The sequence below is a fragment of the Thioclava sp. JM3 genome, from assembly GCF_002213185.1.
Lineage (GTDB): Bacteria > Pseudomonadota > Alphaproteobacteria > Rhodobacterales > Rhodobacteraceae > Thioclava > Thioclava nitratireducens.
This window is the reverse complement of record NZ_NBOB01000004.1, coordinates 262,457-277,946: the sequence shown is the minus strand read 5'-3', so window position 1 is coordinate 277,946 and position 15,490 is coordinate 262,457. Positions and strand designations below refer to the sequence as shown.

General features: G+C 64.0%; 12 protein-coding genes. 9 read left to right on the top strand and 3 right to left on the bottom strand.

Features of this window, described 5'->3' with window-relative positions; translation table 11 throughout:
* Together clpA and B6V73_RS09245 are read right to left on the bottom strand one after the other, a co-directional pair.
* On the bottom strand, positions 1-2,319 hold the full coding sequence (gene clpA, locus B6V73_RS09250) for an ATP-dependent Clp protease ATP-binding subunit ClpA (protein ID WP_088725079.1): 2,319 nt from the start codon (positions 2,317-2,319) through the stop codon (positions 1-3).
* A 261-nt stretch (positions 2,320-2,580) separates the two neighbouring features.
* Positions 2,581-3,978 carry an HPP family protein gene (locus B6V73_RS09245; RefSeq protein WP_088725078.1) on the bottom strand — a complete coding sequence of 466 codons (1,398 nt, stop codon included), beginning with the start codon at positions 3,976-3,978 and terminating at the stop codon, positions 2,581-2,583.
* Positions 3,979-4,181: 203 nt separating this feature from the next.
* On the opposite strand from B6V73_RS09245, the gene B6V73_RS09240 reads away from it, so the two are divergent.
* The 3 genes from B6V73_RS09240 to B6V73_RS09230 all read left to right on the top strand — a co-directional run bounded on the left by B6V73_RS09240 (position 4,182) and on the right by B6V73_RS09230 (position 8,603).
* Positions 4,182-5,975: a sulfotransferase gene (locus tag B6V73_RS09240; protein ID WP_168174882.1), complete on the top strand. Its 1,794-nt coding sequence runs from the start codon at positions 4,182-4,184 to the stop codon at positions 5,973-5,975.
* 175 nt (positions 5,976-6,150) lie between these two features.
* On the top strand, positions 6,151-7,908 hold the full coding sequence (locus B6V73_RS09235) for a tetratricopeptide repeat-containing sulfotransferase family protein (RefSeq protein WP_088725076.1): 1,758 nt from the start codon (positions 6,151-6,153) through the stop codon (positions 7,906-7,908).
* 62 nt (positions 7,909-7,970) lie between these two features.
* Positions 7,971-8,603, top strand: a complete 633-nt coding sequence (locus tag B6V73_RS09230) for a LysE family translocator (protein WP_088725075.1) — start codon at positions 7,971-7,973, stop codon at positions 8,601-8,603.
* 3 nt (positions 8,604-8,606) lie between these two features.
* Here the strand turns inward: B6V73_RS09230 and gloB are convergent, their stop codons facing one another.
* Complete coding sequence (gene gloB, locus B6V73_RS09225) at positions 8,607-9,377, bottom strand: hydroxyacylglutathione hydrolase (protein ID WP_075774500.1); 771 nt, start codon at positions 9,375-9,377, stop codon at positions 8,607-8,609.
* 62 nt (positions 9,378-9,439) lie between these two features.
* Here gloB and B6V73_RS09220 point away from each other — a divergent pair, with 62 nt between their 5' ends.
* The 6 genes from B6V73_RS09220 (at position 9,440) to B6V73_RS09195 (ending at position 15,442) form a co-directional block, all read left to right on the top strand.
* Positions 9,440-10,198, top strand: a complete 759-nt coding sequence (locus tag B6V73_RS09220; RefSeq protein WP_088725074.1) for a methyltransferase domain-containing protein — start codon at positions 9,440-9,442, stop codon at positions 10,196-10,198.
* 402 nt (positions 10,199-10,600) lie between these two features.
* Positions 10,601-11,161, top strand: coding sequence for a F0F1 ATP synthase subunit delta (locus B6V73_RS09215; RefSeq protein WP_075774730.1), 561 nt, complete (start codon positions 10,601-10,603; stop codon positions 11,159-11,161).
* Positions 11,162-12,691, top strand: a complete 1,530-nt coding sequence (atpA, locus tag B6V73_RS09210; protein WP_075774502.1) for a F0F1 ATP synthase subunit alpha — start codon at positions 11,162-11,164, stop codon at positions 12,689-12,691.
* Between the two features lie 21 nt (positions 12,692-12,712).
* Positions 12,713-13,591: a F0F1 ATP synthase subunit gamma gene (locus B6V73_RS09205; RefSeq protein ID WP_075774503.1), complete on the top strand. Its 879-nt coding sequence runs from the start codon at positions 12,713-12,715 to the stop codon at positions 13,589-13,591.
* 21 nt (positions 13,592-13,612) lie between these two features.
* Positions 13,613-15,031 carry a F0F1 ATP synthase subunit beta gene (gene atpD, locus B6V73_RS09200; RefSeq protein WP_075774504.1) on the top strand — a complete coding sequence of 473 codons (1,419 nt, stop codon included), beginning with the start codon at positions 13,613-13,615 and terminating at the stop codon, positions 15,029-15,031.
* A 9-nt stretch (positions 15,032-15,040) separates the two neighbouring features.
* Positions 15,041-15,442 carry a F0F1 ATP synthase subunit epsilon gene (locus B6V73_RS09195; protein WP_088718889.1) on the top strand — a complete coding sequence of 134 codons (402 nt, stop codon included), beginning with the start codon at positions 15,041-15,043 and terminating at the stop codon, positions 15,440-15,442.
* The last annotated feature ends 48 nt before the right edge of the window (positions 15,443-15,490 follow it).

Genomic DNA, 15,490 nt, shown 5'->3' with positions numbered 1-15,490 from the left:
TCATTCGGCGGTCAGCAGGCGCGGCTTGGAGCCGGAGATCCGCTTTTTGCCCGGTTCCTCGACCTTGATGACGATCTTGTCGTCCTTGATCGAGACCTTGGCGACACCGCCCTTCGTGAGCTTGCCGAAGAGCAGCTCTTCGGCGAGCGGCTTCTTGATATGCTCCTGAATGACCCGGCCCAGCGGACGCGCGCCCATCTTGTCGTCGTAGCCCTTCTCGGCGAGCCAATTGGCGGCGGCCGGGGTGAGCTCGATATGGACGTTGCGGTCGATGAGCTGCGCTTCGAGTTGCAGCACGAACTTGTCGACCACCTGCAAGATCACCTCGCGCGGCAGCGGCGCGAAGCTGACCACCGCGTCCAGACGGTTGCGGAACTCGGGCGTGAAGGTCCGCTCGATCGCGGCCATATCCTCGCCTTCGCGCCGATCGCGCCCGAAGCCGATTGCGGTCTTCGCCTGTTCGGCGGCGCCCGCATTCGAGGTCATGATCAGGATCACGTTGCGGAAGTCAACGGTCCGGCCGTTATGGTCGGTGAGCTTCCCGTGATCCATCACCTGCAGCAGGATGTTGTAGACATCCGGGTGGGCCTTTTCGATCTCGTCGAGCAGCAGCACGCAATGCGGGTGCTGGTCGACGCTGTCGGTCAGCATGCCCCCCTGATCGAAGCCGACATAGCCCGGAGGCGCACCGATCAGGCGCGAGACCGCGTGCTTCTCCATGTATTCCGACATGTCGAAGCGCATCAGTTCCACGCCGAGCGTATCGGCGAGCTGCTTGGCGACCTCGGTCTTGCCGACACCGGTCGGACCCGCGAAGAGGTAGTTGCCGATCGGCTTCTCCGGCTCGCGCAGACCCGCACGGGCCAGCTTGATAGCGGAGGACAGCGTCTCGATCGCCTTGTCCTGGCCGAACACGACGCGCTTGAGGGACTTCTCGAGATCCTTGAGCACCTCGGCATCGTCCTTCGAGACCGATTTCGGCGGGATCCGCGCGATCTTGGCGACGACCGCCTCGATCTCTTTCGGACCGATGGTCTTGCGCCGCTTGCTTTCGGCCACGAGATGTTGGGCCGCGCCCGCCTCGTCGATCACGTCGATCGCCTTGTCGGGCAGCTTGCGGTCATGGACATAGCGCGCCGACAGTTCCACCGCCGTCTTGATGGCGTCGTTGGTGTAGCGGATGTCGTGGTGCTTCTCGAAATAGGGCTTCAGACCCATCAGGATCTTGATGGAGTCCGGCACCGAGGGCTCGTTCACGTCGATCTTCTGGAACCGGCGGCTCAGCGCGCGGTCCTTTTCGAAGTGCTGGCGGAACTCCTTGTAGGTGGTAGAGCCCATGGTGCGCAGCTTGCCGCCCTGAAGCGCGGGCTTCAGGAGGTTCGAGGCATCCATGGCACCACCCGAGGTCGCGCCCGCACCGATCACGGTGTGGATCTCATCGATGAAGAGGATCGCGTCGGGATGCTCTTCAAGCTCCTTCACCACGGCCTTCAGGCGCTCTTCGAAGTCGCCGCGATAGCGGGTGCCGGCGAGCAGTGCGCCCATATCCAGCGAGTAGATCGTCGAATTGGCGAGAAATTCCGGGGTCTCCCCCCGGGTGATCTTCAGCGCGAGGCCTTCCGCGATCGCGGTCTTGCCCACGCCGGGATCGCCCACCAGAAGCGGGTTGTTCTTGCGGCGGCGGCAGAGGACCTGAATGCAGCGCTCGACCTCATGCTCGCGCCCGATCAGCGGGTCGACATCGCCCTTCTCGGATTTCGCATTGAGGTTCACGCAGTATTTCTCGAGCGCGGAATCCTTGGCTTCGGCCTGGGTCGCCCCTTCGGCCTTGGCCTCTTCCTCGGCACCCGACACCGGGCGCGTTTCGCCAAACTCCGGATCCTTCGCCACGCCATGCGCGATGAAGTTCACCGCGTCGTAGCGGGTCATGTCCTGCTCTTGCAGGAAGTAGGCGGCGTTGCTTTCGCGCTCGGCGAAGATCGCGACGAGCACATTCGCCCCGGTGACTTCCGAGCGGCCCGAGCTTTGGACATGGATGGCCGCGCGCTGGATCACGCGCTGGAAGGCGGCGGTCGGCACGGCTTCCGAGCCTTCGATTTCGGTCACGAGGGTGGACAGTTCATCATCGATGAACTCCACCAGGGTCTGGCGCAATTCGTCGGTATCGACGGCGCAGGCCTTCATCACCCGCGCGGCGTCCGGCTCGTCGATCAAGGCGAGGAGCAGGTGTTCTAGCGTCGCGAGTTCATGCTTTCGGGCATTGGCGAGCGCCAGCGCCCCGTGGATTGCCTGTTCGAGCGTATTGGAAAACGACGGCATTATCTGCTCCTTTCCTCGAAGGGCGGCGCGGGAGGATACCCAGCCTAGTGTTGCCCTATAAGATTAAAGTTCGGTGGAATTCGTCGCGCTTCAAGTCTTTTCATGCCCAAAAACCGATCGGACTCCGATTCGTACGGAAAAAACGATCATTTAGCGGGCGCGACGGTGCAGGGATACCGATGAGGCGCGCAATATCTAGGGGAGTTGCGTTTGACCTCTCCCATATGGGGAGGGTTTTCGCGGGTTCAAGCGCCCTGACGGTTACTTGGGCGACTCGGCGCGGCTTTGCGCGGTGTCGTGCTGCGTGTCCTCGTGGACTGGCGGGCGGCGCGCGGCACTTTGGTGCAGTTCCGCCGCCAGTTCGGCGTCTTCGGGGTCGGTTTTGCCCTTGGATGCGGGCGCCTCGCCGGGGCGCTTGGTGGCTCCGGTTCCCGAGGAAGCATCCCCTCTTTTCTTTGGGGCGTCCTCCTCCTCCTCCTCGTCCTCGTCGCCTTCCTCCTCGAGCTCCGCCTCGGAATGGGCGGCTGGCGAATGTTCCAGCAGCAGCGCGATGATGTCGGTCCGGGTCAGGATGCCGACGAGCCGCCCGCTTTCGGTCACGGGCACGACCCGCGCCTCGCGTCGGGCCAGCCGTTCGAGCAATTGGCCCACCGGCGTGTCGCCCTCGACGGTCTCGATATCGGTATGGAAGATCGCGCGCACCTCGGCCTCGGGCGGGGCGGCGCGGAACCGCAGGGGGCGGCGCAGGATGTCGAATTCCTTGAACAGCTCTTCGAGCGCGTCATGCTGGTCGACCACGCCCAGATAGTATCCCGAATTGTCGACCACCGGCAGGGTGTGGACGTTGAGCGCGGTCATCTTGCGCACGATCTCGGACAGCGGCGCTTCGGGGCTGACGGTCACCGGGTTCTGCGTCATCAGATCGCGCACATGCGTGTCGGCCAGAAGCGACTCGGCGGCGCGGTGTTCGGCCACCGCCATGAGCCGCGCCAGATCGGCGGGGTCCATGTTGGCCGACTGGTTGAACTCGACCAGCAGGTTCGACAGGTCGCGCTGACTGAGCGAGCGGGCCGGGCCGCGCGCACGTCCGACATGGGCCGGGGAATAGGCGAGAGGGCGCGTCGGGTAGGAAATGCCGAAGAGCCGGTTCCAGACCATTGCGAACCCGATCATCAGCACCGTCATCACGAAGATCGGGAAGATCGCGAAATCGAAGCCGAGACGCCGCCCCGCCTCGTGTTCCAAGATCACGAGCAGCGCGATCCCGGCGGCTGGCGGATGCAGCGCGCGCGCGGCCATCATCGCCGCGATCGACCCGCCCACTGCGAGCCCGTCCGCATAGGGTGGAGGGGTCACCATCAGCACCGCGACCGGCACCACGGCGGAGATCATCATCCCCATCATCGCGGACCACGGCTGCGCCAGCGGCGAGTTCGGCAGAACGAACAGGAGAACCGCCATCGAGGCGAAGCTGGACACGAGATAGATCCCGGCCTGTCGTGAATGGGGCAGGGTGGCCACGATGAAGGTCACGACGAGGATCGCCACTCCTGCGCCCACCGCGCCGCGCAGGATGTCGACCGCGGGCCTACGCCCCATGGAGGGGCCGAAGCGACGCAGCTGGCGGCGGACATTCTTGGGCAGGCGTGAGATCGGCATCGGTTCGCTGGGGTTGAATTCGCGACAGGTATCGCGCCTGCCACGCGCGGATGCAAGCGCGGGGGCGGCGAGAGGCCGGGCGGCGGGAACGCCATCTCAGGGCTAAACGCTCCCCGAAGCCCGTCTGGCATCTTGCCATCAGGCGCGGCGCGTCTATGGTCGGGCGCGAATTCTCAGGCAGGACGAAAAACGGGGAGAGCGCGATGGCCGGACCGATAGACAAGACGCTGCGCGCGGCGAAGACCCATGCAAAAAGCGGAGCTTTCGCGGAGGCCGAGGCGCTCTATCGCGAGGTTCTCGCGCGATTTCCCGGCAACAAGCGCGCGCAGGCCGGGTTGGCCGAGATCTCGCAATCGCGCGCGAGCCGCCCGGTGAACCCGCCGCGCCCGGTGATCGACCAGCTCTTCGGCCTGAAGAAGGCGGGCCGCGATCGCGAGGCCGCCGAAGTCGCCGCCCGTGTCCTCAAGCAATTTCCGCGCGCCCCCGCCGCGATGGAAGTGCGGGCCGCAGCGCTCTCGACCCTGGGCGATCACGAGGGAGCCGCGACGCTCTATCGCGAACTGGTAGGTATGTTTCCCGACGCGCCCGATGCCCACGGCAGCTACGGCAACGAGTTGATGGCGCTGAATCGTGACGACGAAGCCGTGGTCGAATTCGAGCGCGTTCTGGAATTGCGCCCAGGCGACCCGGTTGCGCTCAACAATATCGGTAACGCCAAGCGCCGCGCGGGCGAGCAAAGCGAGGCGCTCGAGATGTATCGCGCCGCCCATGAGGCCGCGCCCGATTTCGTCGAGGCACAGCTGAACCTCGCCAACGCGCTCGTCCTGAGCCATAAAGCGCAAGAGGCCGAGCCTCATCTGTTGGAAGTTCTTGCGAAGTTGCCCGACAATTTCCGCGCCTTGACGACGATGGGCGACGTGCGACGCGAACTCGGCGACAAACCGGGTGCGATCGATTATTACAAGCGCGCGCTCGCAATCAATCCAGACCATGTCGAAGCGCTGGCGTCGCTGATTATGGCGACGCGTATTTCCGAAGACGATCCTCTCGTCGCACGTCTCGAAGGTCTGCTTGAGGCACCTCATCACACGGAGAGGGAACGGGTCCGATACGAATTCGCCCTGGGCAAAGCCTATGAGGATATCGGCGACATCGACAAATCCTTCGCTTTCTATGCACGCGGCAATGCGCGTCGCAAAGAGCTGCTGGGCTACACGATCGAACAGGACGAGACGCTGTTCGCGCAGATCGAGCAGGCCTTCCCGGCCGTGCCTGCAGCCATTCCCGAGGCCGCGCAAGATGGCCCGGAGCCGATCTTCATCGTCGGCCTGCCGCGCTCCGGCACGACACTGAGCGAACAGATCGTGAGCGCCCATCCGATGGTCGCGCCGGGCGGCGAGTTGATCGAACTCGGCAGCCCCTTGTCCCAGATCGACTGGTCGAATCCAGAGGACTTCCGCGCGAAGGCCGAGGAAATCCGGGCCGAATATCGCGAGGTTTTGCGCGCGCACGCCAAAGGCGCGCCTTTCGTGACCGACAAGATGCCGCTCAACTTCCGCTGGGTCGGGGCGATCCGGGCGCTGTTTCCCAAGGCAAAGATCATCCATCTTCAGCGCGACCCGCGCGCGGTGATCTGGTCGATCTATCGGTTGAATTTCGGCTCCGATGGCAACGCCTACGCGCATAGCCTCGATGATCTGGTGGCTTATCGGGCGTTGCATCAGGACCTGATGGCGCATTGGAAATCGCTCTTCGCCGAGACGATTTACGACCTGAACTACGAGCGTCTGGTGGAAAATCCGGAGACCGAAATTCGCGCGCTGCTCGACTATCTCGAATTGCCCTTCGACGAGGCTTGCCTTCGCCCGCAGGACAACAAGCGCATCGCTCGCACCGCATCGCGCGATCAGGTGGTCAAACCGATCTACAAGGGCAGTTCTCAGGCGTGGGAGAAATACGCCCCGTATCTGGAGGCGGCGTTCGCGAAGCTCGACTGATGTTCGGTCTTAGGCCTAACTGCGCCCGCTCCTCTGCGGGCGCATTTCGCTGAGCGTTCCGTTCTCGGACGGTCTTCGTTCCCGCTTGTCGGCGCCCCTCCCGGTGGCGCTGCTGCCGTGCTTGTCATCGCGCGGCGGCTCGCTATGGTCGGGTCGATTTCGCGAAGGAGAGCCGATGGCCGGGTCCGTTGACAAGATGCTGCTCGCTGCACGTGGCCATGCCAAGCGCGGGGAATACCGGCAGGCCGAGGCGCTTTACCGTGACGTGCTCGGCCGTTTTCCGGGCAACAAGCGCGCCAAGGCGGGGCTAGAAGCGCTCGCGCAGGTCAGCAAGGCGATACCGGCCGCGGGGCCGCCGCGCGCGCTGCTGCAGCAGTTGATGGGGTTGATGCAGACGGGGCGCAACCGCGAGCTCGTCCAGCAGACGAAACGGGCGCTGACAGAGTTTCCGGAGGCCATCCTCTTGCTCGAATTAAAAGCTGCGGGGGAGGGGGCCCTGGGCGATCACGACGCTGCAGCCGAGACCTATCGCCACCTGATCTCCCTGCGGCCCGATCACGCCGACACCCACGGCAACCTGGGCAATGAACTGATGGAACTGGGGCGCTTCGAAGACGCGATCGCGTCGTTCGACCGCGTATTGGCGCTGCGCCCGGGTGACCCCGTGGCGCTGAACAATCAGGGCAATGCCTTCCTCGCGCTCGGCCGCGAGATCGAGGCGCGCAAACGGTTCGAGGCGGCGCTGGAGGCCGTAGCGGACGATAAGCTCACTGGCGATGCGATGTCTGGGGCCGCACAAGCGCGGTCGCCCGACCCGCGCCATGTCTTCGCGTTGAACAACCTTGGCAACATTCTACTCGCCGAAGGCGACATCGCCGGGGCACGGACGCGGTTCGAGGCGGCGCTCGGGGCCGATCCGAGCTATGCCGAGGCGTGGTGGAATCTCTCTCGCCTGCATGGCTTCGCGCCGGACGATCCACTGCTTTCGCAACTCGAGGCGCAGGTCGCGGCGGAGGCGCATTCCGAGCATGACCTGATGCTGCTCGAATTCGCGCTCGCCAAGGCGATGCACGATGTGGGCGGGACGGAGCGGGCCTTCGCGCTCTGGCAGTCGGCCAATGCGCGGCGCAAGGCTGAACTGGGCTATCACATCGCGCAGGATCTCAAGCTCTTTGCGCAGCTGCGCAAGCGTTTTGCCGCGCACCATCCGCCAATCCCTGAGACAGAGACCGACAAGGCCGCACCGGTGCCGATCTTCCTGCTGGGCCTTCCGCGCTCGGGCACGACGCTGGTCGAGCAGATCGTCACCCAGCACAGTCAGGTCGCGCCCGGAGATGAGATCGCCACGCTCGATCGCGAGATGAGTGCGCTCGACTGGAGCGACCCGGAGGCGCTTAGCCGGGAGGCGGGGCGGATACGTTCCGCCTATTACGAGACGCTCACCAGACTGGCCGATGGCAAGCCGTTCGTGACCGACAAGATGCCGCTCAATTTCCGCTGGATCGGAGCGATCCGGGCGCTGTTTCCGCGCGCTTCGATCGTGCATGTCCATCGCGATCCGCGCGCGACCCTCTGGTCGATCTATCGCAACTTCTTTTCCAGCACGGGCAATGGCTACGCACATGATCTGGACGATCTCGTGGCCTATCACGGACTCTATCGCGATCTGATGGCGCATTGGGCGGTGCAGCCCGGTGCGATCGTCGATTGCGACTATGAGGCGCTGACGGAAGCCCCTGAGGCGCGCAGCCGCGCGCTGATCGATGCGCTCGGGCTGCGCTGGGAAGACGCCTGCCTGCGCCCGCAGGACAACGCCCGCACGGTCGCGACGACATCGGACACGCAGGTGCGCAAGCCCATCTACAAGGGCAGTTCGCAGGCATGGGAGAAATATGCGCCCTATCTGGAGGCCGCTTTCGCGAAGCTCGACTGAGCGCGGGCTTGTGGCGTGAGGAAGGCTCGCTAAGCTGACCGCACCCAACGGAAAGTTCCGCCATGCCCGAACTCTCACATATGCTCGCTTTCGGTGCCGTGGCGCTTGCGATGGTGCTGAGCCCCGGTCCGAACATGATCTATCTCGTCTCACGCACGATCTGCCAAGGGCGGCGCGCGGGGCTGGTCTCGCTGGGCGGGGTGGCATTGGGCTTCGTCTTTTACATGCTCTGTGCCGCCTTCGGGATCACCGCAGTCGTTCTTGCCGTGCCTTATGCCTTTGACGCGCTGCGGATTGCCGGGGCGCTCTATCTGTTCTGGCTGGCATGGCAGGCCGTGCGACCGGGCGGGCGCTCTGCCTTCGAGACGCGCGAGTTGCCGGTCGACGGGCCGCGCAAGCTGTTCTTGATGGGGTTCGTCACCAACCTGCTCAATCCCAAGATCGCGGTGATCTATCTGTCGCTGCTGCCGCAATTCATCGACCCCGCAGCCGGATCGGTGCTGGCGCAATCTCTGGCGCTTGGCGCGGTGCAGATCGTGATCTCGGTGAGCGTGAATGTCGCCATCGTGATCGGCGCAGGCGCAATGGCCCGGTTCCTCGCGACGCGCCCGCTCTGGATGCGGGTGCAATGCTGGGCGATGGGGACGGTGCTCGCCGCGTTGGCGCTGAGCGTGTTGCGCGATGCGCGGCGGTGAGGTTCAGAACCGGTCCTTGCGGGCGCGGGCTTCGGTGAAAACCTCGACGGGTGACGCGCTCTCGGGCAGGCCGAGCGCGTCGCGCAGTTGCGGATCGGTGCCGCGCAGGAACGGGTTGGTGGTCTTCTCGAGTGCCAGTTCGACCGGAACCGTGGGCCGGGACTGGGCGCGGGTGGCGCGAACATCTTCCATCCGCGCAAGAAGGTTCGGATTCTCCGGCTCGATCGAGAGCGCAAAGCGACCGTTCGCCTCGGTATATTCGTGCCCCGAACAGACCAGTGTATCGTCGGGCAGTTCGCAGAACCGGCTCAGCGTGTCGAACATCTGTTGCGCCGAGCCTTCGAAGAGCCTTCCGCAGCCCCAGCTCATCAGGCTGTCGCCGGAGAACAGCAGGCCGCCTTCGGGGAAGTAATAGGCGATATGGCCGACCGTGTGGCCGTCAGCGGCAAGAATTTCGACATGCTCCATCCCGATCGCGAGTTTCTCGCCCGGCGAGACCTCCTGATCGAGCTTGGGCAGGCGATGCGCATCCGCCTTGGCCCCGACGATTTTCGCCCCCGTCGCCGCCGACAACGCCTGAACGCCGTCGATGTGATCGGCGTGGTGATGTGTCAGCAGGATGAGATTCGCTTTCCAGCCCCGTTCGTTCAGCGCCTTCAGGATCGGAGGCGCTTCTGGAACGTCGATCACGGTGGTTGTGTCCGTCGCCGCCTCATGCACGACATAGGCATAGTTGTCGGAGAGGCAGGGAATGATGAGAAGCTCAACGGCCATGGTGTTTTCTACCGCTTTGATTATCTTGGAACATAGCTAAGCCGAAGGAAGCGAAAGGCGCAATGCATCTCGACGTACTCGACCTGCGGAATTTCTACTACCGGACGCAGCTAGGCCGCGCGGCGCAGCGGGCAATCCGGGACCGGGTTATTTCGATGTGGCCCGCGACGGGGCCGCAGATGGCGGGGCTCACGGTGGCGGGCTACGGCTTCGCGGTGCCGCTGCTGCGTCCTTACCTAGAGCCCGCGCGCCGGGTGATCGGCTTGATGCCGGCAGAGCAGGGCGTGATGCCGTGGCCAGCGGGCATGCCCAATGTCTCTGTCCTGTGCGACGAGGCGCGCTGGCCGCTGGAGACGGGCCGGGTGGATCGGCTGATCGTGATGCATGGGCTGGAGACCTCGGACAATTCCGAGGCCCTGATGCAGGAATGCTGGCGGGTGCTGGGCCCGGGGGGCAGGGCGATGTTCATCGTTCCGAACCGGGCCGGGCTCTGGGCGCCGCGCGAAGCCACGCCCTTCGGCTTCGGCAAGCCCTACACTCTGGGGCAGCTCGACCAGCTCGCGCGCCGTTCCGGCTTCGTGCCCGAACGTCATACCGGTGCGCTCTATATCCCGCCGAGCCATCGCCGCTTCTGGCTGCGCTCGGCCGCTATGTGGGAACGCGTGGGCACCAAGGCCGCCGGCGTGCTGGCCGCCGGGGTGGTGATGCTCGAGGTCTCCAAGCAAGTCCATGCGCGCCGCGATTCAGGTCTGGGCGCGCGCGTGCGCAAGCCGCTTTCGATTCTCGAAGGGGCGGTGAAGCCGGCGACGGACCCGGTTTGAGCCAGAGTTAACGCCTCGCGCGCGGCAGAACGTCGCCGCGCAACACTCAGGTTCGCGTACCGCCCTGGGGCGCAACTCTCGGTCGTCCGCCGCAGGTGCGGAATAATTATCCGACAACCAACGCGCATTGAGGTGAATCACTTCCGCACAGCGATCCGTGACCGAGCGCTCCAAATTCCTGTTAGCGCCCACAAAATCCTCCTCTTCCTGTCACCTTCCCGCGACGAAGGGCATATTGGGGGGCTTCTGCTCACATTCTCGTGCTCAAGACGGTTGCGAGGGGGGGATTGCTCTGCTAGTGACCTCCCCGATAAGCGGCGCGGAGGGCATGTCTCAAGCGCGCCGGGGGAGCGCCCCAAGGCCTGTTCCGGGTCGGGGCAAAAAAGCATCGGAAGGGTGGACGTGTCCGAACCAGCTTCGATTTCCGCAAGCATCGCCGGCCGCTATGCGCTGGCCATTTTTGAACTCTCGCGCGAAGAAAATGCCCTCGCCGCGCTCGAAGCCGATGTCTCCGCGCTGTCGGAGGCGCTGGCGGGCTCTGCCGAGCTGCGTGAGGTGATCGCATCGCCGGTCTACACGCGCGACCAGCAGGCAGCCGCGATTGGCGCTCTGGCGGGGAAAATGGGTCTGTCGGACCCGATGTCTAATGGCCTGCAGCTGATGGGTGCCAAGCGTCGCCTCTTCGTGCTGCCGCAGCTTCTCAAGGCGCTGTCGGACCTGATCGCGGACGAGAAGGGCGAAGTGACCGCCGATGTCACCTCGGCCAACGAGCTCAGCGCCGCGCAGGCCAAGAAACTCGCCGAAGTGCTGAAGAACCAGACGGGCAAGACCGTCAAACTGAACACCGCCGTCGATGAAAGCCTCATCGGTGGCATGATCGTAAAGCTGGGCTCGCGGATGGTCGACACGTCGATCCGTTCGAAGCTCGCTTCTCTCAAGAACGCCATGAAAGAGGTCGGATAAATGGGCATCCAAGCAGCTGAGATTTCTGCGATCCTCAAGGAGCAGATCAAGAATTTCGGGCAGGACGCCCAAGTGGCCGAAGTCGGTCGCGTGCTGTCGGTTGGCGACGGTATCGCGCGCGTCTACGGGCTCGACAACGTCCAGGCCGGCGAGATGGTCGAATTCCCCGGTGGTATCCGCGGGATGGCACTGAACCTCGAAACCGACAACGTCGGCGTCGTGATCTTCGGTTCGGACCAGGACATCAAAGAAGGCGACACCGTCAAGCGCACGAACTCCATCGTGGACGTGCCGGTCGGTGAAGCGCTGCTCGGCCGCGTGGTCGACGGTCTCGGCAACGCGCTCGACGGCAAAGGCGCCATCGAAGCGAAAGAGCGTCGCGTCGCCGACGTGAAAGCTCCGGGCATCATCCCGCGTAAATCGGTTCACGAGCCGATGGCGACCGGCCTCAAGTCGGTTGACGCTATGATCCCGATCGGCCGTGGCCAGCGCGAGCTGATCATCGGCGACCGTCAGACCGGCAAGACCGCAATCGCGCTCGACACCATTCTGAACCAGAAGTCGTATAACGACGCCGATCCCAGCAACAAGCTGCACTGCTTCTACGTCGCGATCGGCCAGAAGCGCTCGACCGTGGCGCAGCTGGTGAAGAAGCTCGAAGAGACCGGTGCGATCGAATACACCACCGTGATCGCCGCGACCGCGTCGGACCCCGCGCCGATGCAGTACCTCGCGCCCTACACCGCGACCGCGATGGCCGAATATTTCCGCGACAACGGCATGCACGCGCTGATCATCTATGATGACCTCTCGAAGCAGGCTGTCGCTTATCGTCAGATGTCGCTGCTGCTGCGTCGTCCGCCGGGCCGCGAAGCTTACCCGGGCGACGTGTTCTACCTGCACTCCCGCCTGCTGGAGCGTTCGGCGAAGCTGAACGAGGACTTCGGCGCCGGTTCGCTGACCGCTCTGCCGGTCATCGAAACCCAGGGCGGCGACGTGTCGGCCTTCATTCCGACCAACGTGATCTCGATCACCGACGGTCAGATCTTCCTCGAGACGGAACTGTTCTACCAAGGTATCCGTCCCGCCGTGAACACCGGTCTGTCGGTGTCGCGCGTCGGCTCGTCGGCTCAGACGAACTCGATGAAGACCGTTGCAGGCCCGGTTAAGCTGGAACTCGCACAGTATCGCGAAATGGCGGCCTTCGCTCAGTTCGGCTCGGATCTCGACGCCGCAACCCAGAAGCTGCTGAACCGTGGTGCGCGCCTGACCGAGCTGATGAAGCAGCCGCAGTATTCGCCGCTCACCAACGCGGAAATCGTTGCGGTCATCTTCGCGGGGACCAACGGCTATCTCGATAACATCCCGGTGTCCGAGGTTGGCAAGTTCGAACAGGGTCTGCTGGATTACCTGCGCAACTCGCGCAAGGACATCCTCGACTGGCTCACGAACGAGGATCCGAAGATCAAGGGTGACGCGGCCGACAAGCTGAAAGCCGCTATCGACGAATTCGCCAAGACCTACGCGTGATTGGCCTGAAAGGACAGGGACATGCCCAGCCTTAAGGACCTCAAAAACCGGATCGGAAGCGTCAAGAACACGCGGAAGATCACCAAGGCGATGCAAATGGTCGCCGCCGCGAAACTCCGCCGCGCCCAAGAGGCGGCGGAGGCTGCGCGCCCCTATGCCGAGCGGATGCACTCCGTGATGGCCGGGCTCGCGGCCTCGGTGCAGGGATCGGACAATGCGCCGCGCCTGCTCTCGGGGACCGGTTCGGACCGGGTGCAGCTTCTGGTGGTCATGACCGCCGAACGCGGCCTGTGCGGTGGCTTCAACGCCAATATTGCGAAGCTCGCGCGCCAGACGGCTGACAAGCTGCTGGCCGAGGGCAAAGAGGTGAAGATCATCACCGTCGGCAAGAAAGGCCGCGATGCGCTGCGCCGTGAATACGGTCAGTACTTCATCGGCCATGTCGATCTGAGCGACGTCAAGCGCCTGAGCTATGACGACGCGCAGAAGATCGCCCGCGACCTGATCGGCCGCTTCGACAAGGGCGAGTTCGACGTCGCGACGATCTTCTTCTCGCTCTTCGAGAGCGTGATCGCGCAACGCCCGACCGCGAAGCAGATCATCCCCGCTTCCTACGAACCGGAAGAGGGCGAAGAAACGCCGAGCGTGAATTACGACTACGAACCCAGCGAGACGCAGATCCTCACCGACCTGCTGCCGCGTGGGGTCGCGACGCAGATCTTCACGGCTCTGCTGGAGAACGGTGCCTCGGAACAAGGTGCGCGGATGTCCGCGATGGACGCTGCGACGCGCAATGCGGGCGAAATGATCGACAAGCTGACGATCGAATACAACCGCACGCGCCAGGCCGCGATCACCAAGGAACTCATCGAAATCATTTCGGGCGCCGAGGCGCTCTGACGGAACCGGAGAAAAACAGACATGGCAAGCAATGGTAAAGTGACCCAGGTCATCGGCGCCGTCGTCGACGTGCAGTTCGACGGCGAGCTGCCTGCGATCCTCAACGCGCTGGAAACCGAGAACAACGGCAAGCGCCTCGTTCTCGAAGTGGCTCAGCACCTCGGCGAAAACTCGGTGCGCACCATCGCGATGGACGCGACCGAAGGCCTCGTGCGCGGCGCCGAAGTGAAGAACACCGGCAAGCCGATCTCGGTGCCGGTCGGCAACGCCACGCTCGGCCGCATCCTGAACGTGATCGGTGAGCCCGTGGACGAGAAGGGTCCCGTGGAAGCGGAAGAAACCCGTGCCATCCACCAGCCCGCGCCGAACTTCGAAGCTCAGGCGACGTCCTCGGAAATTCTCGTGACCGGCATCAAAGTCATCGACCTGCTCGCACCCTACTCCAAGGGCGGTAAGATCGGCCTGTTCGGCGGCGCTGGCGTCGGCAAGACCGTTCTGATCATGGAGCTGATCAACAACATCGCGAAGGTGCACTCGGGTTACTCCGTGTTCGCCGGTGTGGGCGAGCGGACCCGTGAAGGGAACGACCTCTATCACGAGATGATCGAATCCAACGTCATCAAGCCCGACGATCTGTCGAGCTCGCAGGTGGCACTGGTCTACGGCCAGATGAACGAGCCTCCGGGTGCGCGTGCGCGCGTCGCTCTGACCGGTCTGACCCTGGCAGAGCAGTTCCGCGACCAGTCGGGTACCGACGTTCTGTTCTTCGTGGACAACATCTTCCGCTTCACGCAGGCGGGTTCCGAGGTGTCGGCACTTCTGGGCCGCATCCCCTCGGCAGTGGGCTACCAGCCGACGCTGGCCACCGACATGGGCGCGATGCAGGAACGCATCACCTCGACCAAAGCCGGCTCGATCACCTCGATCCAGGCCGTCTACGTTCCGGCTGACGACCTTACCGACCCGGCTCCGGCGACCACCTTCGCCCACCTTGACGCCACGACCGTTCTGTCGCGTGCGATTTCGGAACTCGGCATCTACCCGGCCGTGGACCCGCTGGACTCGTCCTCGCGTATCCTCGATCCGGGCATCGTCGGCGAAGAGCACTACAAGGTCGCGCGTCAGGTGCAGGAGATCCTTCAGCGCTACAAGGCTCTGCAGGACATCATCGCCATCCTCGGCATGGACGAACTGTCTGAAGAGGATAAGCTGACCGTGGCACGTGCCCGTAAGATCCAGCGTTTCCTCTCGCAGCCCTTCGACGTTGCGAAAGTGTTCACCGGTTCGGACGGCGTTCAGGTTCCGCTCGAAGACACCATCGCGTCGTTCAAGGCGGTTGTTGCAGGAGAATACGATCACCTGCCCGAAGCGGCCTTCTACATGGTTGGCGGCATCGAGGACGTGAAAGCGAAAGCCGAGAAACTCGCCGCTGCGGCGTAAGGAGGCATTATGGCCGACACGATGCAATTCGATCTCGTTGCGCCCGAGCGCAAGCTGGCCTCGGAAGAGGCGGCGGTCGAGGTCATGGTGCCCGGCGCGGATGGTGACCTCACGGTCATGCCGGGCCACGCCCCGATGCTGACCACGCTGCGTCCGGGAAAGCTGACCATGGTGACGCGGTCGGCAACCCAGAGCTACGCGGTGACGGGTGGCTTCGCCGAGATCACCCCCGAGGGGATCACGGTTCTGGCCGAACGTTCGCTGCCTGCGGAAGAGTTCACCAAGGAAGTGCACGAGCGCCTCATCGAGGAAGCCCGTCGCGTCCATGACGAGGCGCATCCTTCGGTGGCCGACATGACCGCGAAGCTTCTGGCCGACATGGAGGCCCTCGGCTCGCATATGCTGGGCTGAGAGCTTTCGCGATAAGATTTAGGAAGCCCCGGATTTTCCGGGGCTTTT